The organism is [Enterobacter] lignolyticus SCF1 (assembly GCF_000164865.1).
Taxonomy (GTDB): Bacteria; Pseudomonadota; Gammaproteobacteria; order Enterobacterales; family Enterobacteriaceae; genus Enterobacter_B; species Enterobacter_B lignolyticus.
Window position 1 is genome coordinate 1,426,402 of the sequence record NC_014618.1, and the last position, 19,715, is coordinate 1,446,116.

At 55.7% G+C, this 19,715-nt stretch carries 17 protein-coding genes; 9 read left to right on the top strand and 8 right to left on the bottom strand.

What is annotated here, in order from left to right; genetic code table 11:
- Window positions 1-54: 54 nt before the first annotated feature.
- Window positions 55-387 carry a DUF2502 domain-containing protein gene (locus ENTCL_RS06765; protein ID WP_013365364.1) on the bottom strand — a complete coding sequence of 111 codons (333 nt, stop codon included), beginning with the start codon at window positions 385-387 and terminating at the stop codon, window positions 55-57.
- Window positions 388-617: 230 nt separating this feature from the next.
- Here ENTCL_RS06765 and ENTCL_RS06770 point away from each other — a divergent pair, with 230 nt between their 5' ends.
- Window positions 618-2,279, top strand: a complete 1,662-nt coding sequence (locus ENTCL_RS06770) for an alpha-keto acid decarboxylase family protein (RefSeq protein ID WP_013365365.1) — start codon at window positions 618-620, stop codon at window positions 2,277-2,279.
- Here the strand turns inward: ENTCL_RS06770 and ENTCL_RS06775 are convergent.
- The gene (locus ENTCL_RS06775; RefSeq protein ID WP_013365366.1) at window positions 2,273-3,505 is read right to left on the bottom strand and encodes an ion channel protein; all 1,233 of its coding nucleotides are present in this window, start codon (window positions 3,503-3,505) and stop codon (window positions 2,273-2,275) included. The genes ENTCL_RS06770 and ENTCL_RS06775 overlap by 7 nt on opposite strands.
- A 204-nt stretch (window positions 3,506-3,709) precedes the next feature.
- Between ENTCL_RS06775 and glk the strand changes: the two genes are divergently transcribed.
- The gene (glk, locus tag ENTCL_RS06780) at window positions 3,710-4,675 is read left to right on the top strand and encodes a glucokinase (protein ID WP_013365367.1); all 966 of its coding nucleotides are present in this window, start codon (window positions 3,710-3,712) and stop codon (window positions 4,673-4,675) included.
- 24 nt (window positions 4,676-4,699) lie between these two features.
- Here the strand turns inward: glk and ENTCL_RS06785 are convergent, their stop codons facing one another.
- Complete coding sequence (locus ENTCL_RS06785) at window positions 4,700-5,440, bottom strand: LytR/AlgR family response regulator transcription factor (protein ID WP_013365368.1); 741 nt, start codon at window positions 5,438-5,440, stop codon at window positions 4,700-4,702.
- An 11-nt stretch (window positions 5,441-5,451) separates the two neighbouring features.
- Entirely contained in the window at window positions 5,452-7,149 is a 1,698-nt protein-coding gene (locus ENTCL_RS06790; protein WP_013365369.1) for a sensor histidine kinase, read from the bottom strand.
- 390 nt (window positions 7,150-7,539) lie between these two features.
- Between ENTCL_RS06790 and alaC the strand changes: the two genes are divergently transcribed.
- The gene (gene alaC / locus ENTCL_RS06795) at window positions 7,540-8,745 is read left to right on the top strand and encodes an alanine transaminase (RefSeq protein WP_013365370.1); all 1,206 of its coding nucleotides are present in this window, start codon (window positions 7,540-7,542) and stop codon (window positions 8,743-8,745) included.
- 75 nt (window positions 8,746-8,820) lie between these two features.
- Here the strand turns inward: alaC and ypdK are convergent, their stop codons facing one another.
- Window positions 8,821-8,892: a membrane protein YpdK gene (gene ypdK, locus ENTCL_RS23605; protein WP_010723117.1), complete on the bottom strand. Its 72-nt coding sequence runs from the start codon at window positions 8,890-8,892 to the stop codon at window positions 8,821-8,823.
- 500 nt (window positions 8,893-9,392) lie between these two features.
- Between ypdK and ENTCL_RS06800 the strand changes: the two genes are divergently transcribed.
- Window positions 9,393-9,635, top strand: a complete 243-nt coding sequence (locus ENTCL_RS06800) for a YfdY family protein (protein WP_013365371.1) — start codon at window positions 9,393-9,395, stop codon at window positions 9,633-9,635.
- A gap of 63 nt (window positions 9,636-9,698) precedes the next feature.
- On the opposite strand, the gene ENTCL_RS06805 is transcribed toward ENTCL_RS06800, so the two are convergent.
- Window positions 9,699-10,175, bottom strand: coding sequence for a WbuC family cupin fold metalloprotein (locus ENTCL_RS06805; RefSeq protein ID WP_013365372.1), 477 nt, complete (start codon window positions 10,173-10,175; stop codon window positions 9,699-9,701).
- 252 nt (window positions 10,176-10,427) lie between these two features.
- Entirely contained in the window at window positions 10,428-11,210 is a 783-nt protein-coding gene (locus ENTCL_RS06810; RefSeq protein WP_013365373.1) for a transporter substrate-binding domain-containing protein, read from the bottom strand.
- Between the two features lie 105 nt (window positions 11,211-11,315).
- On the opposite strand from ENTCL_RS06810, the gene ENTCL_RS06815 reads away from it, so the two are divergent.
- Both ENTCL_RS06815 and ENTCL_RS06820 read left to right on the top strand, forming a co-directional pair.
- Complete coding sequence (locus ENTCL_RS06815; RefSeq protein ID WP_013365374.1) at window positions 11,316-12,428, top strand: IS3 family transposase; 1,113 nt, start codon at window positions 11,316-11,318, stop codon at window positions 12,426-12,428.
- Between the two features lie 671 nt (window positions 12,429-13,099).
- On the top strand, window positions 13,100-14,623 hold the full coding sequence (locus ENTCL_RS06820; protein ID WP_013365376.1) for a sensor domain-containing diguanylate cyclase: 1,524 nt from the start codon (window positions 13,100-13,102) through the stop codon (window positions 14,621-14,623).
- A 183-nt stretch (window positions 14,624-14,806) separates the two neighbouring features.
- Here the strand turns inward: ENTCL_RS06820 and ENTCL_RS06825 are convergent, their stop codons facing one another.
- Window positions 14,807-15,865 (bottom strand): AraC family transcriptional regulator, encoded by a 1,059-nt coding sequence (locus tag ENTCL_RS06825; RefSeq protein WP_013365377.1) that lies wholly within the window; start codon window positions 15,863-15,865, stop codon window positions 14,807-14,809.
- A 287-nt stretch (window positions 15,866-16,152) separates the two neighbouring features.
- On the opposite strand from ENTCL_RS06825, the gene ENTCL_RS06830 reads away from it, so the two are divergent.
- The 3 genes from ENTCL_RS06830 to ENTCL_RS06840 all read left to right on the top strand — a co-directional run bounded on the left by ENTCL_RS06830 (window position 16,153) and on the right by ENTCL_RS06840 (window position 19,715).
- Window positions 16,153-16,743, top strand: coding sequence for an RBBP9/YdeN family alpha/beta hydrolase (locus tag ENTCL_RS06830; RefSeq protein WP_013365378.1), 591 nt, complete (start codon window positions 16,153-16,155; stop codon window positions 16,741-16,743).
- Window positions 16,744-16,760: 17 nt separating this feature from the next.
- Window positions 16,761-18,422, top strand: coding sequence for a fatty acid--CoA ligase (locus ENTCL_RS06835; RefSeq protein WP_013365379.1), 1,662 nt, complete (start codon window positions 16,761-16,763; stop codon window positions 18,420-18,422).
- Between the two features lie 303 nt (window positions 18,423-18,725).
- A complete protein-coding gene (locus ENTCL_RS06840; protein ID WP_013365380.1) occupies window positions 18,726-19,715 on the top strand; it encodes a quinone oxidoreductase family protein in 990 nt (329 codons plus the stop codon).

Sequence of the window (19,715 nt, forward strand, 5' to 3'; positions counted from 1 at the left end):
CCGCGTAACGTCTAAAGATGAAAAAGCAGCCTTCCGGCTGCTTTTTCATGTGGGTTAGTGGTGGTGACCATGTCCGCGCCCGCGTTCCCAGTCGCGGCGATCGTCGCGATCGTCCCAGCCGGCGCGATAGCCGCGCTCATAGGCTTTGTGTTTATCCCAACCGCGGTGCCAGCCATTGTCATGGTGCCACCAGCGATCTCTGCGCCATTCATAATTGCGATGCCAGTAATCGCGGTCGCGCCAGCGATCGCCGTCCCAGTAGTTACCGTAATTATCACGATCGCCAATTTGTAATTTTATAGATGGCAGCAGGGTGATTTCGCCAGCATTTGCCACCAATGGGGCTGAAGCGACTAGTACCGCGGCCAGAATCAGTGACCTGAACATTGTTGTCTCCTTGCTACATACGATCGTGGCCGTAAGTGGCCTGTCAGCGCATCTTACGAGTCGGTAAAGACCCTAAGCATCGGAGCAACTCCTAAAGTACGGTAAATAGCACTTTTTGTTAAAATGCAATGTGTACAGCTTTCTTTCCAGTGTGATTTTTTTGACCGTTCTGGACAGCCGTCAGCGTTCTCCAATACTCAGAGAAACAACGCAGCAAGGGGATGATGGCTATGCAACCGACCTATACCATTGCAGATTATCTGCTGGATCGTCTGACAAATTGCGGTATCAAACATCTGTTTGGTGTACCGGGCGACTACAACCTGCAGTTCCTCGATCACGTCATTGAGCACCCTACGATTTGCTGGGTTGGTTGCGCCAATGAGCTTAATGCCGCTTACGCTGCCGACGGCTACGCCAGGACGCAGGGCGCCGGCGCTCTGCTGACGACCTACGGCGTGGGTGAGCTGAGCGCGCTCAACGGCGTCGCAGGCAGCTACGCGGAGTTTGTGCCGGTGCTGCATATCGTCGGTGCGCCGGGTACGCAGAGCCAGCAGCGCGGCGAGCTGGTTCACCATACCCTTGGCGACGGCGATTTCAGCCATTTTTATCTGATGAGCGAACAGGTGACCGTCGCCCGGGCAAAGCTGACTGCCAGCAACGCCTGCCAGGAAATTGACCGGGTGCTGCGTGAAATGCTGCTGCATCGCCGCCCGGCGTACCTGCTGCTGCCTGCCGATGTTGCAAAAGCGCCCGCGACGGCGCCGGTCAGCGCGCTATCCCTGGGGGAGATGGCGGCGGATGACAACGCCATGGCGGAATTCCTTCAGGCGTCGCGGCAGATGCTTATCGGCTGCCGTCGGGTGTCGCTGCTCGCGGATTTCCTCGCCCAGCGTTACGGGTTGCAGCCGATGATGCGGGAGTGGGTGGCGACGCAGCCCCTGGCGCATGCGACCATGCTGATGGGCAAAGGACTATTTGATGAACAGCAGCCGGGGTTTGTCGGCACCTATAGCGGCGCGGCAAGCGCCCGGCAAACCCGGGAGGCGATAGAGGGGGCGGACGTGACGCTGTGCGTCGGAACCCGTTTCACCGACACCATTACCGCTGGATTTACCCAGCAGCTGCCGCTGGAGAAAACGATTGAGCTACAGCCGTTCTCCGCCCGGGTCGGCGTGCGCTGGTTTAGCGATCTGCCGATTGGTCAGGCGGCTCGCGCGCTGAAGCAGCTTTGCGCTGAACTGTCCGTCGGCTGGGCGCGCTTTGCCGCCTATAGCCAAGAGGCTGACGACGGCGTCGACGGCGCGTTGACGCAACCGCGGTTCTGGCGAACGCTGCAGGCCTTTTTGCAACCCGGCGATATTCTGCTGGCCGATCAGGGCACCGCCGCCTTTGGCGCCGCGGCGCTGAGGCTACCGTCCGATGCGATGCTGATTGTGCAGCCGCTGTGGGGGTCGATAGGCTTTACGCTTCCGGCCGCTTTCGGCGCGCAGACGGCGGCTCCGGAGCGTCGCGTGGTGCTGATCATCGGCGATGGCGCGGCGCAGTTGACCATTCAGGAGCTGGGGTCGATGCTCCGGGATGAACAGCGTCCGCTGATTCTGCTACTCAATAATGAAGGGTATACCGTTGAGCGGGCAATTCATGGTCCGGAACAGCGCTATAACGACATTGCGTTGTGGAACTGGACGCAGCTGCCGCAGGCCCTGAGCCTGGAGTGTCAGGCGCAGAGCTGGCGGGTGACCGAAACGGTCCAGTTCAGGGATGTTCTGGCGCTTGCCGCCGGTCGTCAGCGCCTGACGCTGGTGGAAGTGGTGCTGCCGAAGCAGGAGGTTCCCGCGTTACTGCACGCCATCACGCAGGCGCTGGAAGCCCGTAACAACGTTCACTGATGCGGTTTTGCCATCATCATCGGTTTGCCCGCCAGCAGGAGCCAGGCGGGCAGCATCACAATACACAGCAGGGGCAGCAGCGTTGAGTCCGGCACCACGACGGCCGCCATAAACAGGCTCAGCCAGCCGTCACGGGTAACGACCAGCACCAGGCCTAAAATGGCGCAGGAAACGGTAATTGCCGCCGGAACCGCATCAACGTGGGCATGCAGCATTAGCCCAAGCGCCACCGCCACAAAGACCGCCGGGAAAATACGCCCGCCGCGAAAACCGCTGGCCGAAGCGACGACCAGCGCCGCGAGCTTCATTAAGGCGATAAACAGCAGGTCCGTCGCGCTCAGCGTCTGGCTGAACGCCAGCTGGTGCATTTCATCAAGCCCCTTAAACAGCGTGATATGCCCGCCCAGCGCGCCGATTATCCCCAGAAAAAATCCGCCAAGGCCCAGAACCAGGACCGGATGCTTAAGTCGGTGCATCAGCGCGTGCAGGCGCGGCAGGCACCAGACGGCAATCATGCCGAGGGCGATGGCGATCGCCGCAACGACCGCGCCGCTCAGGATATCGACCAGCCGCATCTGATGGTAGTGGGCAATGGGCAGCGAAAACTGTGGATGAAAGAACAGGCTGGTGGTCAGCGCGCCCGCCGCGGCGGAAATCATCGGGGCGAAAAGCCGGTCCCACAGCGGCACGTCGTTGTTGCTGTTTAGCGTCTGCGAGAAGATCAGCGCGGCGGCGACCGGGGTGCCGAACAGCGCGCCGATGGTGCCGGAGGCGGCGAGGATAGTCCAGTCAAGCGCCCCTACGCGGGGAAAGAGGCGCGCGCCGAGCGCTACCGCCAGCGCGATATTAACGGACATAATCGGGTGCTCAGGGCCCAGGCTGACGCCGCCCGCCAGGCCGAGGATCAGGGCGATGATAAGCCCCGGTAGCGCCGAAGGGGACATCGGCGTGCCAATCAGGGGTTCGGTTGCTGGATCCGGCCCGGCGTGTCCTGGGCTAAAGCGAATCACCAGCCCAACGGCGATACCGGTTGCCGTCAGCATAAAAACGACCCAGGTGCCGGAATCGAACGGCAGGCCTATGCTTGCGGGCAGCGCTGTCCAGAGAATGTTTTGCAGTACCGCGGCGATTTTCATCACCACCACCAGGATAAGGCTGGAGACCACACCGATAATCAGTGCGGGAACGGAGAGCAGCAGCATGGTTCTGGCTCGCGGGTGGAGCATGATGATTTCCTTTTGACGATAAGCGCGCAACACTTTGCCCGTAACAGACTAAACCGTCAGTGCAATTGGTGCTGAAACGGTAAAGTTAATGTGTGAGCGGGATCGATAAATCAGGGGCACTGGCGTATTGCTCATTGTTGTTATGGCGTCATGAATTTACAGTGTGCCGAAGATGTATTTTGACTTTAGCGGAGCCGTAACAGAATGACAAAGTTTGCTTTAGTAGGTGACGTCGGCGGCACAAATGCGCGTCTGGCGTTATGTGAAGTCGCGACGGGCGAGATTTCACAGGCCAAAACCTATTCTGGTCTTGATTACCCGAGTCTCGAGGCCGTCGTTCAGGTCTACCTGAAAGAGCGGAACGTGGACGTCAACGACGGCTGTATCGCCATTGCCTGCCCGATTACCGGCGACTGGGTGGCGATGACGAACCATACATGGGCGTTTTCCATCGCCGAAATGAAGAAAAACCTCGGCTTTGCGCATCTTGAGATAATCAACGATTTTACCGCCGTCTCCATGGCGATACCGATGCTGCAAAAAGAGCATTTGATTCAGTTCGGCGGCGCCGGGCCGGTTGAAGGAAAACCGATTGCCGTCTACGGCGCGGGCACGGGGCTGGGCGTTGCCCATCTGGTGCATGTGGACAAACGCTGGGTCAGCCTGCCGGGCGAGGGCGGCCACGTCGACTTCGCGCCGAACAGCGAAGAAGAGGGCATTATCCTGGAAGAGCTGCGCGCCGAACTGGGGCACGTCTCTGCCGAGCGGGTGCTGTCCGGCCCGGGTCTGGTTAATCTTTATCGCGCAATTGTCCGAGCCGACGGACGTCTGCCGGAAAATCTGCAGCCAAAAGATGTGACCGAGCGCGCGCTGGCCGACAGCTGCACCGACTGTCGCCGCGCGTTATCCCTGTTCTGCGCGATCATGGGGCGTTTTGGCGGCAACCTGGCGCTGACGCTCGGCACCTTCGGCGGCGTTTATATCGCCGGCGGGATCGTCCCGCGCTTCCTGGAGTTCTTTAAATCCTCAGGGTTTCGCGGCGGGTTTGAAGATAAGGGTCGCTTTAAGGCCTACGTGCAGGATATCCCGGTATTTTTGATAGTCCACGATAATCCAGGGCTGCTCGGTTCCGGCGCGCATCTGCGCCAGACGCTGGGACACATCCTCTGAAAAAAGGCGCCGACGGCGCCTTTTTTACAGGTGCATAAGCTGGCGAAACTCTTTGACCTTACTGCGGCTGACCGGTACCTGAAAATCAAGGTCGCGCAGGCGCAGAATATAGGTGTTGTTAAACCAGGGTTCGATTTCGCGAATTTTATTCAGGTTCACGCAGTAGGAGCGGTGGCAGCGGAAAAAGTGCGAGGCGGGCAGCTTGCTGCAGAATTCGGTGATATTCATCGGCATCACGTATGACTCGCGCTTTGTATACACAAAGGTCATCTTTTCATGCGCTTCCGCATAATAAATATCGTTGATGCTGGTCACGATGATCCGCTCATCCTTGATAAGGTTGATAGTATCGCTTTCCCGCGCCGGGCTCCCCTGACTCCCCGGACTGACGTTGCCTGACTGCTGCTGCCACGCGGCCTCGAGCTTTTGCAGCATGCTGATAATCCGCGATTCCTGGTAAGGTTTGAGGATATAGTCAAACGCCTCCAGCTCGAAGGCCTCGACGGCGTGCTCCTTCCATGCGGTGATAAACACGATAAACGGCTTATGGGCGAACTGGCTGATGTTTTGCGCCAGCAGTACGCCGTCCAGCGACGGGATGTTGATATCGAGGAAAATGGCGTCGACTTTGTTGTGCTGGAGAAATTTCAGCACGTCCAGACCGTCCTCAAAGGTACCCACGATCTCCATCTGGCTATGGGCTTTAATCAGCCACGTCAGCTCCTGCTGGGCCAGAACCTCGTCTTCGACAATGATGACTTTCATAATGACTCCGGTTATGACAGCAGGGTGGCCGGGGCGGCGACCGGCGCGCGCTGGTTAGGGACGTAAAACGCAATCTCGGTGCCCGGCTCCAGCCGACGGATGTGCAGCCCTTCGCCGTACAGCAGCTTCACCCGGTGGTGGACGTTGAGCAAGCCAATTTTGTTGCCGGGCATTTCGTCAGCCTCCACGCGGGCGATCACGTTGGGGTCGATGCCGTTGCCGGTATCGCGCACGCTGATGCGCACCCGGTTGCCGCTTTCCGTGATGCTGATGGTGACAACGCCTTTGCCTTTACAGGGTTGAATACCGTGGACAATAGCATTCTCCACCAGCGGCTGGATAAGCAGGCTTGGGATCATGCAGTTCACCTCGTCGTCGATATCGTAGATAACGGTCAGCTTATCACCGAATCTTGCCTGCTCGATGGTGATGTAATCCTTGATTTGGTACAGCTCCTTGCGGATATCTATCTGCTCGTCATCGTTTAATTCAATGTTATAGCGCAGATAGCGCGACAGGTTAAAAATCAGCTGGCGGGCGGTATCCGGATTCAGGCGGATTGACGACGAAATGGCGTTCAGGGCGTTAAACAAAAAATGGGGATTAATTTTACTTTGCAGCGCCCGCAGCTCTGCCTTATTTGCCATTTCGCGCAGCTGTTCCGCGCGGGAGACCTCCAGTTGGGTGGAGATAATCTGCGACAGGCCGATCGCCATCTCCTGCAGGGAAGAGGTTATCTGGTGCGCGTGGCAGTAGTAGATTTTCAGCGTTCCGGTGACGATGCCTTTTTCCCACAGCGGGATCACCAGCATGGAGTGAATTTCCGGCGTCCGGTGCGCTTCATCATTATTTTTTATAATGATATTTCCGCTATCAATGGCCTGGCGCGTGGTGGGGCTGATGATATCGTCATTGTCGCGGTAGTTGAGCTCCCCGACGCCGACATAGGCAAGAACGTGGTCAATATTGGTGATAGCGACCGCATCGGCGTGGATATCGCGACGGATAATATCGCAGACCTGGCGCAGCGACTCGGCGTTGACGTGGCGAAACAGCGGTAGCGTTTTATTGGCGATATCGAGCGCAAGCTTCGCCTGCCGCGCGGCGCTGGCCTCTTTTTCACCTTCTACGCTTTGCACCAGCAGGACAATAAAACCGATACAGACGCTGCCGAGGATCATGGGGATACCTATCTTCGACACGATATCAAGACCCAGCGCCGTGGTCGGCGCCCAGACCACCACGAGGATCATGGTCAGGGTTTCGCACAGCATTCCGGCCAGTATCCCGACGCGCCAGTGCTGGGGTTTGGGAATTTTGCGGTTGATCCAGCCGGAGAGCACGCCGGCGATGATGCTGGTGATAAAGCAGGGGATCGCGGTGACGCCGCCGATATCAATCAGATAGCGGTGCACCCCGGCGATAATGCCGGTAATGATACCCACCCAGGGGCCGAAAAGAATGCCGCCGGACATTACGGCGATAATGCGCACGTTGACCAGCGAGCCTTCGACGGGAACGCCGGACCAGGTACTGAAGAGGGCGAACATCGAAAAAATGGCGGTCACCGCCAGCAGTTCTTTTGGCGTGTGGGCCGTTTTGTGCAGCAGCTCGCGGAACAACCGGATGCGGATCAAAAAGAACAGGCAGATCAGCATCAGGGCCGCTCGGTCGAACACTGCCAGCAGCATATCAAAGGTTTCGTGCATAGAGGCGCCGTGGGTATCGCAGAAAAGGCTATGATAAAAAACCTTGCGTCAGATCACCAGTTAACCTGCCGTCAACGGAATAGGGATAAACCCTGTTTTTAAAAGGGGATTGTAAAGCTTTTCACCGTGGCAGTGTGGGTCATGGAATGTGTCAGGGTTTTCTCGTAAGCCAAAAGATATCATTATGTTATTTAATTGGTTAATTTAAACCAATAATCGGTTGTTCACCAGCGCAGCGCGCTTTCTGTTCTTCCTCTTTTTAGGCCAGTGAATTATTTTTCAGATTACCTCTCGACAGCAGGAAATTTTTCAGGTTATTTTCTGGACATGCCACACGATGTGGTAGCGTCGCTCGGACGGTCCGGGCGCTAACGTAATGTCGAGGAACCTATGGCTGACTTCAGCTCTGAACGCCGTTTTACCCGTATCGATCGCCTCCCTCCCTATGTGTTTAATATCACGGCTGAACTTAAGATGGCTGCGCGTCGGCGCGGCGAAGACATCATTGATTTCAGTATGGGCAACCCTGATGGCGCGACGCCGCCGCATATTGTGGAAAAGCTCTGCACCGTCGCCCAGCGTCCTGATACGCACGGTTATTCGACATCGCGTGGGATCCCGCGCCTGCGTCGCGCTATTTCCCGCTGGTATAAAGACCGCTATGAGGTCGATATCGATCCGGAAACCGAAGCCATTGTGACTATCGGTTCGAAAGAGGGACTGGCGCACCTGATGCTGGCAACGCTCGATCATGGCGATACCGTTCTGGTGCCAAACCCAAGCTATCCCATCCATATTTACGGCGCGGTGATAGCCGGCGCGCAGGTGCGTTCCGTTCCGCTGGTCGAAGGCGTTGATTTTTTCAACGAGCTGGAGCGCGCGATACGCGAAAGCTACCCCAAGCCTAAGATGATGATCTTAGGTTTTCCGTCCAACCCCACCGCGCAGTGCGTCGAGCTGGATTTCTTTGAGAAGGTGGTGGCGCTGGCAAAACGTTACGATGTGCTGGTGGTTCACGATCTGGCCTACGCCGACATCGTGTATGACGGCTGGAAAGCGCCTTCTATTATGCAGGTGCCCGGCGCGCGGGATGTGGCGGTTGAATTTTTCACGCTCTCGAAAAGCTACAATATGGCCGGTTGGCGTATCGGCTTTATGGTCGGCAACCCGGTGCTGGTTAACGCGCTGGCGCGCATCAAGAGCTACCACGACTACGGCACCTTTACGCCGCTGCAGGTGGCGGCGATTGCGGCGCTGGAAGGCGACCAGCAGTGCGTGCACGATATCGCCGCGCAGTACAAACGTCGACGCGACGTGCTGGTCAAGGGGCTGCATGAAGCGGGCTGGATGGTTGAGATGCCGAAAGCGTCCATGTACGTCTGGGCGAAAATTCCCGAGCCGTATGCCGCCATGGGCTCGCTGGAGTTTGCGAAAAAGCTGCTGCAGGATGCAAAAGTCTGCGTATCGCCGGGGATTGGCTTTGGCGACTACGGCGACACGCATGTGCGTTTTGCGCTGATCGAAAACCGTGACCGTATTCGTCAGGCCGTGCGCGGTATTAAAACGATGTTCCGCGCCGACGGCCTGCTGCCATAAGCCTACGGCGGAAAGCGCTGACCGGAAACGCAAACAGGAGCCGAATGGCTCCTGTTTTTTTTTGCATGCTCAGGGTTAGATCATCAGGGCGAAGGTACCGGCCCAGACGATGACCATAAAAGAGATGCCCATAAAGAAATATTTCACGTCTCACCACTCCACGTATCTGTTAATACGCTCTAACGAACTTTGCTCTGACCGAGCATTACGGGCTGACACCTGCAGCATTGAGTCAGGAAACTCCCCTTTATCAGCGCTGGCATCACCCCAGAATTCTGTGCGTTCTGTGCTCCAGATGGCGCTAATGTACGCTTAAAAAAATGGCGAGGCAAGAGGGATTTTTTTATTAATTTTTAGTTACTTATGAGTGTCGTGATTCGGCGACACATTAATTTCAGGGGGTAATAAATTCGCCTCTGGCTAACGCCATTCGCCGGGTTAACTTCATACGATTACCTTATTGAAACTAGGGTTAATTTCCGCTTTAACAGAAAGGGTAAGAGAGAAAAAGCGTGCCAGCGGCAGGGGACGGACGGGCAGCGAAGCGGCGTCGAAAAATGGTAGCGGTCTGGGAATTGTCTTAAAATATAAACAGCAAGGCGTGTAAGAGCTTACGAGAAATCTTACAGCAAAGAGGAGTAAAGACCATGATTTACCTGTGGGTTTTTCTCTCAATCAGTATTCTCTCCGTAAGCGGTTATACAGGTCAGGTACTGGGCGTGGCGTCAGCCGTCACTTCTTTTATCGGCATGAGCGTCCTTGTCGCGTTTATCTATTATTTCACTACGTGGCTGACCGGCGGCGCGGAAATGGTCACGGGGCTGTTCCTTTTCCTGGCGCCAGCCTGCGGGTTGATTATGCGCTTTATGGTTGGGGACGGCAGGCGCTAGACCGGAAAATGAAAGTGCCAGCCTCGATCGCTGGCACTTTTATCGTCGGGCGCGTCGGTAAAACTAGAGCGTAAAGCCGCCGTCGCCAACCTGCGCTCTGGCATACCATGCCATCAGTTCAGCCGTTCCGGCTTCACCCTCTGCAGGCGCCCACGGGGCGGAATCCGGCTCGGTCACCGGCTGATAGCCGCCGTGCTTAACTTCGAAAATCACCCCGCCGTGGTCTAACGACAGGACGGCGTGCCAGGTTCCGGCATCCATCTCCAGCGCCATGCACTCTTCGCCCAGCACGACGCGGCGGGTAACGTTGCCGTTATCATCGAAATTCAGCACCACAAAGCGCCCGCTGAGCGGGATCAGCAGCTCGAACGTGTGCGGATGGCGGTGGGGGCGAATATAGGTGCCAGGTTCCATCGCGATCGCCAGACGCTGGACGGGGTCGCTCAGGTCCGGGTGAAAATTACGGTGTGCGCGTAAACGGGGCGCGTTGGCCGCCGCTTCGCTCTGTTGCTGCAGGTCACTGAGGGTGATTTGTTTCATGTAAGTTGCCTGATATCGTGAGAGTGGGTGGATCAATGCAATAGGAGATAACGCCGTGGCGACATTGTATCTGCTGTCGCAAAAAATGTCGGTGAAAATCGGTGAGATGCGGTGGGAGAATGCAACAGCTGGCGAATGAATGGCGCGAGGGCTTTGCGGCTAATCGGCGTTATCGGCTACCCTTTTTCTATCGTAGCGTCGTTTTCTGCTAATGGGTAGCCTGTCGCTTTAGCCAGCAAAGCCCTCCGGGAATCAGCTTCCGGCATAAATATCAAACGTAAAATACTTAGCGGCTAGTTTTTTATACGTGCCATCTGCAATTATTTGTGCGATAGCGCCATTGATCGCCTGCTGAAGCTCGGTGTCTTCTTTTCTCAAGCCGATGGCGTCGCCGTTGGTAAATAATGTTTTATCCTGTAACGCATTGCCGACAAAGGTAAAGTCTTTGCCCTGCTCTTTGTTTAAGAAGCTGTATTCTGCCATCACGCCAGCCAGAGCGGCAGCATCAATACGGCCGGACTCGAGGTCGGGAATAATCTGATCTGCCCCCTGGTAGGCAACAACATTTACCCCTGCATTTCTCCAGTATTTATTGGCATAGGTCTCCTGGACCGAGCCCTGTTCAACACCGATTGTTTTGTTCTTTAACGCCCCGGCATCGGTTGCCGTAATGGTATTTTTGCGGGCGACGACAAATATCGGACCGCTATAAATCTTATCGCTGAAGGTTAATTGTTCTTTTCTCTTCTCGGTAACGTACATTGCCGACAAAATGGCATCAAATTTTTTTGCCTTCAGCGCCGGGATGATGCCATCAAAATTACTTTCTACCCAACTGCATTTAGCCTGCAGCTTTTGGCAGATGGCGTTGCCGAGATCAATATCGAAACCGACGATATGTCCATCGGTGGTTTTCGATTCAAATGGCGGAAAAGTCGGGTCGACGCCAAAGCGGATCTCGGTAATGCTACCGGCAAACGATGCGCCTGAGACTGAGATCAGCGTAAACAGTAACGGAATCAGTTGTTTTTTCATTGTGGCTCTCTGTAGAGGTTAACGACTGTAAGTATCCCGCATAATCGTGCCATTCACTTTTAGAGATCTTCCGACATACTGAATATGTCCCCTGAGGAGATCGCTATGCGTAAGATCCGTTTCACCGAGCACCAGATCATCGCCGTCCTGAAGTCCGTCGAAGCTGGCAGGATTGTCAAAGATGTGTGTCGCGAGGCCGCTATTTCGGAAGCCAGCTACTACAACTGGAAGGCGAAATATGGTGGGATGGAAGCCGCTGATATCAAAAAAATAAAAGCTCTTGAGGACGAAAATCGTCGTCTGAAGCAGATATTTGCCGATCTCAGCCTTGAATGTCGGGCACTGAAAGACGTTATCGAAAAAAAAGCTTTAAAACCAGCGGTAAAGCGGGAACTCGTCAGCTATCTGACGGCACAGTTTGCTATGAGCGTCCGCCAGGCATGCAGGACATTATCGCTGAGCAGGACGGTGTATTTTTATCAGCCCGATACCCGGCGCGATGAACCGGTGATCCTGGCGTTGACTGAACTGGCAGAACGCTATCCGCGATACGGTTTTAAGAAACTGTTTCAGGTGCTGCGCAGGCAGGGTAACGCCTGGAATCATAAGCGTGTTCACCGGATTTACTGCCTGCTTAAACTGAATTTTCGCCGCAAAGGCAAGCAGCGTCTGCCGGTACGAAACCCTACGCCGCTGGCAACACCTGAGGCACTTAATCAGAGCTGGTCCATCGATTTTATGCACGATGCGCTGGTGTGTGGCAGACGCTTCCGGACCTTCAATGTGGTGGATGACTTTAACCGCGAGGCTCTTGCAATAGAAATCGACCTGAATATCCCGGCGCAGCGAGTCGTGAGAGTGCTCGAGAGGAGAGTGGCGAATCGCGGATATCCACTGAAGATGCGAATGGATAACGGGCCAGAACGGGTATCGCTGGCTCTGGCTCAGTGGGCGGAGGAACACGGGGTGATGCTGGAATTTATCAGGCCGGGTAAACATACGCAGAATGCGTTTATTGAGCGGTTCAATCGGACGTACCGGACAGAAATCCTGTATTTTTATCTGTTCAGGACCCTGAATGAAGCGCGGGAAATCACAGAGCGCTGGCTGGCTGAATATAACAGTGAGCGGCCTCATGAATCCCTGAATAATCTAACGCCGGAAGAGTACCGACTGATGGCCGAAAATCCGGAAATCTCAAAAAGTGCGTGGAACTAAAACGGGTGTACTTACAGAGGGGGGAGGTACCTGAAAATCTATCAGCAGGGAGTGGTTTAATCGATGTTGGATTTAATTAATAACCCCCCCCATGAATATAGCAATCAATTTATATCACTAAAATGTATATTTGAGGTCGTTAATCACATAGCCTATGGTTGTCACTGTTTGCGAATTATGAATATTTTATTATTGCATAACAATTGATGTATAATGCGTTCTTAATGTCTTAGGTTGATTTTTTATAAATTTTGTATCGTTCTTTTGTTTATCTTATGCTGCTTTTTTATTTGTTCGTGATATTTTACTCTATTTTATCCATGTTGAATCTGACTAGGAATGGTGGTAATGGTTAGTAATATTTATGTGAGGGGGTGTGCATGTTATCATCTGTGAAATTTGACAGCGCCTTTACATTTGTTGGATTGGACTTTATCGCCAGAAGCCTAGTGCTGATGGAGGTGAATGGGACCTATATTCCCCCCCTTAATCTGTTGCTGGTAACATGATGAGTGAGCAGCAAGAGATATTAATTATCCAGTGCGTTTATCATAAAGATAGATTATTTATTTCGTAGAGCAAAAAACATATTTATGTTTATTAGTGATTTTTTGATGTGCGTGAAAAAAGCCATGCCGTCAATTATGTGAATTAAATAAGGCAGGAAAAGTGTGCTGGGCGAAAAAAATATCTCCTTCTACAATCGCTTGAGTTTAAGAGCAAAACAGGGTTTGCTTTTGATTCTTGTTATTTTACAAGCCATGCTTCTTGTCGGTTATCTTGTTTATCAATATACCTATATTAAAGGCGAAGCTGCTCGCATATTACGTAATACCACGTTGCTGGAAGCAGAAAACTTTGAAATTACTCAGGATGCAATGCGTTATCAGATACGCGTCATCGGCAATGCTATTCTGTTGAACCATACAGTCACGCCAGAAAATGCAACATCGTTCCTTGAAGAAGAGCTAAAGCGTGAGTGGTTGGATGGTGTGGTAGTGTTTAATGATAAAGGTGATTTTGTTGCCAGTTGTGCTCTTTTTCCGCTTAAAAAGGTGTTCAGCGAAACCACGCTCGCTGAGCTCAGCTTTCGGGAGCGGCCTTTATTCAAAAACCTACGACTCAAGGAGGAAAATGATCGTCTGCTATATTGGCAAAGTAAAGGTACCGATCTAAATATGCATGGGTTTGTGATGTACCATGCAGTACGCGACCTTACAGGACGTTTTCTGGGGGGCGTCCTCGGGTATTTTGACTCTCGGTCAATGATTGAGATGTTTCGCAAACTTGAGCGCAAAGGTTTTTATCTCGGCGCTGGTGGGGCAATGGCGGTACTCGATCGTAGTAATAGAATTCAACTGACTCGGGTGGGGGCAGGTACCGATCAGGAGTTACCCCATTTCAATCCTTATCTCAGCCAGGTAATGCAATATGCCGCCGATTCGGCCCGGGCGCATGAATACAGATCACCAGTTGATGGTACCCCACGCATGGGCGTATTTCTCAATTTAAGCAATCATGAATGGGTGATGGCTGTAGGGTTGGCTGAGCACGAAATCCTGTACGGTTGGTATATTCAGGTCCTGTGCTCGATTATAGCGCTGGTCGTTATGGCGACGACGCAATGGCTCTTGTTGAATTATATGCATACCAACTTCTTACAACGCCAGCAGCTTATTCAGGAAGCTATGTATGATGCGCTGACGGGGTTGGCCAATCGCCGTCATTTTAATGAACGTGTGCAGTGGGCTTGTCGTACAGCACAGCGCAAGCGACAACCTTTGAGTGTTTTAAGCATCGATCTGGACCATTTCAAAAGGATTAATGACTATTATGGTCATAGCGTTGGGGATGAAGTGCTCAGGTGTATAGGGCAACTATTACCGGGGTTGGTCAGGGAAGGGGATATTATCGCACGAGTGGGAGGGGAGGAGTTTGTGGTGGTTATGCTATCCACAGAACTTGAGGAGGCTGGTGTAGTGGCCGAGCATATCCGTGCCAGTTTCGCTAATCAGAGCATTGATTTTCATGGTCGCAAGATTCAGTTCACCGCGAGCTTTGGCCTTACTCAAATAATGCCCGACGAACTGGATGTCAGTGACGGTATCAAAGTTGCCCTTGATAGGGCAGACCGGGGGTTGTATCGCGCTAAACGAGAGGGGCGAAATCGGGTGTGCAGAGTGGATAAGGATTGACGTAATGATATTCCGGCTAGCATCCATTTGTTGCTAAATAAGGATGACATCCGTGTGGCTTCGCTAAGTCTGGCAACGCATAAATCAGACATACGGCACCGGATAGGGCGTTATCTGCACGCTCAAAACCCATCAGACCGGACCATTCGGTCATCTTCACTTTTCATTAATCTCCGCTCCCTGTTATTCAGGTGTCAAATATAAAGCTCCCGTTGCTGTCTGGACGACCCGCGGCACGATGCTGTGGCGGGAGCGCCAGGTCGCGGGCGGCATACCGAACTGGGCGCTGAACCAGCGGGTGAAGGAGCTGGGCATGGAGTAGCCGAGCATGTCGGCGATGTGGCCAAGGGAGTAGCCTGGATTTTGCAGGTAACGGATCACCAGATCGCGCCGTACCTCATTGATAAGTTCGCTGAAGGTGGCGCCGCTCTCCTCCAGATGGCGTTGCAGGGTACGCACATTCATCCCCAGGGTGAGGGAGATCTGCTCTATGGTGGCGCGGCCCATGGGCAGGCGCAGGTAGAGCGACTTGCGCACGTCGAACATCAGGGACTGGCGGCTTTCCACCAGCAGGGAGTCGAGGTAGTTGCGCGCGTGGCGCGCCATGGCCGGGTTGGCCAGCGGGTTGGCAATGTCCAGATCGGCAGCCTGACAGACAATGCCATTAAATTCGCTGCCAAACTCCACCTTGCAGCCGAACAGGCGTTTGTGGACGGAAAGATCCGTCGGCGCAGGGTGGGTGAAGTGGACGCTGATGGGGCGCCAGTTTGCGCCAACGCCGACCTGAGCGGCGCAGAAGCGGTACATGACGCCGACCGCCAGCTCGGCGGCATGGCGTGACGAGGTGGGAAGATCGGTGATCACCTCCTCGCGAATGATGACCGTCTTACCCGCTTCCTCAATGAAGATGGCCAGCGAGTCATTGCACAGGTGGCGATACTGCACTATTCCCTGCAGCGCATCGCGCAGGGTGGGCAGGTGACTGAGCAGCAGGCTTATCTCGCCAAAATCCGACAGCTGACGATGTTCCGCCATCCGCAGGCCCAGGGTATCGCACCCGCTGATGAGGGCAGAATGCTCGATAAGCTTAATGGCGGTGGAGACAGGGATGCGCTGATTAGGCATATCCAGGATAGAAGTACTGAGCCCCACCTGCGCTAATAAGTGCTGGGTATTAAGGCCGAGTTGACGGGTGACGTCCAGATAATTGGTGAGGATGGCGGCTCTGGCTAAGACAGTCATCGTGCAGCTTCCTTAGGTGATTAATCTGTGTCGCAAATAATCGATTAACATTTAATTAGCAGTCATGTAACAAAATGGAAAGTATTTTATCTTCGTTTTGCAACATTGGTGCTTCCCTTTTTTCAGGCGGTGGGGTAGGGCTGGCGCGGGCCTTAGTTTTGCCTGCCCGTGTCGTAAAATGACAAATCGATGGCGTCAAAAGTTAAGCGGCCTGAATGTTGGGGCTTTACTGTTGCGCTTGAGGCGCTGGCCTTTAGCCGGGCCGTCTGGAGAGCAAGGAAAGTCACATGGATAAATTGCATACCAAGGCTACAGTGCTGATCGTTCCCGGATTGCGCGATCATGTGGCAGAACATTGGCAGACGCATCTGGCGGCCAGCCTGGCCAGAGTGCGTTCAGTGCCTCCCCTGACCGAGGACAAGCTCAATTGCCGGGCTCGCGTTGAGGCCATTGCCCAGGCGCTGGCGCAGATCGACGGTCCGGTGATCCTGGTTGCGCACAGCGCCGGTGTACTGATGACGGTGCACTGGGCGCAGCAGCATCAGCACCAAATCAAAGGGGCCCTGCTGGTCACCCCTCCGGATCTTTACGCCAGCTGGCCGGCCCAGTACCCGAGCCAGGAGACCCTGCAGGCCGGCGGCTGGTACCCGCTGCCGCGCACGCGGTTGCCGTTTCGAAGCCTGGTGGCCGTCAGCAGCAACGATCCCCTGGCCAGCGCCGACGCGGTGCGCGCCATGGCCACCGGCTGGGGCAGCGAGCTTGTCGAGCTGGGCGCCGTCGGCCACCTCAATCCGGCGAGCGGCTTCGGACCCTGGCCTCAGGGGCTGGAGCTGGTGCGGCGTCTCGACGCTATGGACGTCATACCGGGCAAACAATAAGTCAAAGAGGAACCTGCATGGTGAAGACCAGAATCATACCGTCAGCGCAGGGAGCTCATGCTTATCCGCTGCTGATCAAGAGCCTGCTGCTGTCGGGCGGGCGTTATCACCCAGGGGGAGAAATCGTCTACGCCGACAGGCTGCGTTACGACTATCGCACTCTCAGGCAGCGCATCCACCGCCTGGCAAACATGCTGACGGCAGCTGGCGTCAGGCCCGGCGACACCGTCGCCCTGCTGGACTGGGACAGCCATCGCGCCCTCGAATGCTTCTTCGCCGTGCCCATGCTGGGCGCCGTTCTGCACACGGTCAACGTCCGCTTTTCGGCGGATCAAATCGCCTACACCATGAATCATGCCGAGGATCACCTGGTGCTGGTGCACGACGACTTCCTGCCGGTGATCGAATCGCTGGAGGAGACGCTGACCACCGTCCGGGGCTATATCCAGCTCAGCGACGACGGCGGGAAGGCGACCCGCCTGCCGGTGCTGGGGGAGTATGAGACTCTGCTGGCCGCGGCGGAGGATCGCTTCGATTTCCCTGATTTCGATGAAAACTCGATGGCTACCCTGTTCTACACCACGGGCACCACGGGCAACCCCAAAGGGGTCTACTTCAGCCATCGCCAGCTGGTGCTGCACACCCTCAACGAGCTGGGCCTGCTGGCGGCCCACGACGGGCAGTCGCTGCTGCGTTCGAATGATGTCTACATGCCGATCACTCCCATGTTCCACGTCCACGCCTGGGGCGTTCCCTATGTGGCGACGATGCTGGGGGTGAAGCAGGTCTACCCTGGCCGCTATGAGCCCGACAAGCTGGTGCGGCTCTATCGCGACGAAGGGGTGACCTTTTCGCACTGCGTGCCGACCATCCTGCAGATGATCCTCGAATGCGGCGAAGCCGCGCGGACCGACCTGTCGGGATGGAAGATGCTGCTGGGCGGCAGCTCGCTGTCCCTTGGGCTTGCGACACAGGCACACCGCAGGGGGATTCGCATCCACGCCGGGTACGGCATGTCGGAGACCTGCCCGCTGCTCTGTCTGACCCACCTGAGCGATGCAGAGCTGGCCCTGCCCATGGACGAGCAGCTGCCCCTGCGGATCCGGACCGGTCTGCCCGTCCCGCTGGTGGATCTGCGCATCGTCGATGGCGAAGGCCGGGAGGTGGCGCAGGATGGCGAGACCCTGGGCGAGATTGTGGTGCGGGCGCCCTGGCTGACCCAGGGCTATCTGAAGGAGCCCGAAAAAGGGGCCGAGCTATGGAGCGGCAGCTGGCTGCACACCGGCGACATGGCGTCCATCGATCCCTCTGGGATAGTGGAGATCAAAGATCGCATCAAGGACGTTATCAAGACGGGCGGGGAGTGGATTAGCTCGCTGACGCTGGAGAGCCTCATCAGCTCGCACCCGGCGGTCAGGTCGGTGGCCGTCGTCGGGATCCCGGACGAGCAGTGGGGCGAACGCCCCCTGGCGCTGGTGGTTTGTAAGGAGGGGGCGTTCCTGGAGCCGCAGGCCGTTGCGGCGCATCTGCAAGGGTTCGTCGACAGCGGCCACATCAATAAATGGGCTATTCCCCGGCAGATCCGGATTGTCCCGGAAATTCCCAAAACCAGCGTCGGCAAGATCAACAAGCGGCTGATCCGGGAAATCGAAATCAGCAACAGGGGCGAGGACCTCTGAGGGGGGCTGCCGCATTAACCGGATAAGGTCAGCGCCTGCAGAATCAATACCTTCCGCCACCAATGAATCGGTGCGGGTCATTGCATGACCCCGCCGATTTTTTTTCATTAAATTCAACTGATTGTCATTTTATAAACAGACATTCTGACGGTCGTTATCCCGGCTAAAGCAATGAATGCGCAGCTATCGTCACGAGATGAAAAGCGGCTGTCGCCCGATGAAAAGCGCAGGTTTACGTAACCTCCTAGATTCAATTCGGTACGAGGCATTTTGCTCACATCGAAGACGAGTTGGAGAACAGAGATGGCCAAAGCCATACGCTTTTATGAGACCGGGGGGCCGCAGGTACTGCGCTACGAAGACGTCACGGTCGGAGAGCCAGGCCCGGGCGAGGTTCGCCTGCGTCAGGTCGCCGTCGGTCTGAACTATGCCGACACCTATTTCCGCAATGGCACCTATCCGATTCCGTTGCCGAGCGGCATGGGCGTCGAGGCGGCCGGGGTCGTGGAGGCTATCGGCGCGGGGGTGACGAACGTGGCGGTAGGCGATCGTGTCACCTACACAGGGTTCCTCAATACCCTCGGCGCCTATGCGACTGAGCGGCTGATCCCGGCCGCTCCGCTCATCAAGCTGCCCGACGACATCACCTTCGAGACGGCCGCCGCCATGACCATGCGCGGGCTGACCTCTGCCTATCTGCTGCGCCGTATCTATAACTTCAGGCCCGGCGACAGCATCTTATTGCACGCCGCCGCCGGGGGCGTCGGCCTTATTGTGGCTCAGTGGGCCAGGCTGCTCGGCCTGACCGTGATCGGCACCGTCTCAAGCGAGGCGAAAGCCGAGGTGGCCCGCGCCCATGGCTGTGATTACACCATCAACTACAGCCATGAAGATGTGGCCCAGCGCGTGCGTACCCTGACCGAAGGCGCCGGCGTCAACGTGGTGTTCGACAGCGTCGGTAAGAATACCTTCATGGGCTCGCTGGACTCGCTCAGGCGTCGCGGCCTGATGGTCTGCGTCGGCACCGCGTCCGGCCCCATCCCGCCGTTCGATCCTGTGCTGCTGGCGATGAAGGGGTCGCTCCATCTGACCCGCCCGGCGCTGGCCGACTACATCGCCGATCCGGCCGAGAAGGCGGCCCTGGCCGCCGAGCTGTTCGACCACGTCGGCAGCGGGCGGATCCGGATTGATATCAACCAAAAATACGCACTGCAGGACGCGGTGAAGGCCCACAGCGATCTCGAATCGCGCAAGACCACGGGCTCATCGATCTTTGTCATCCAGGGGGCATGA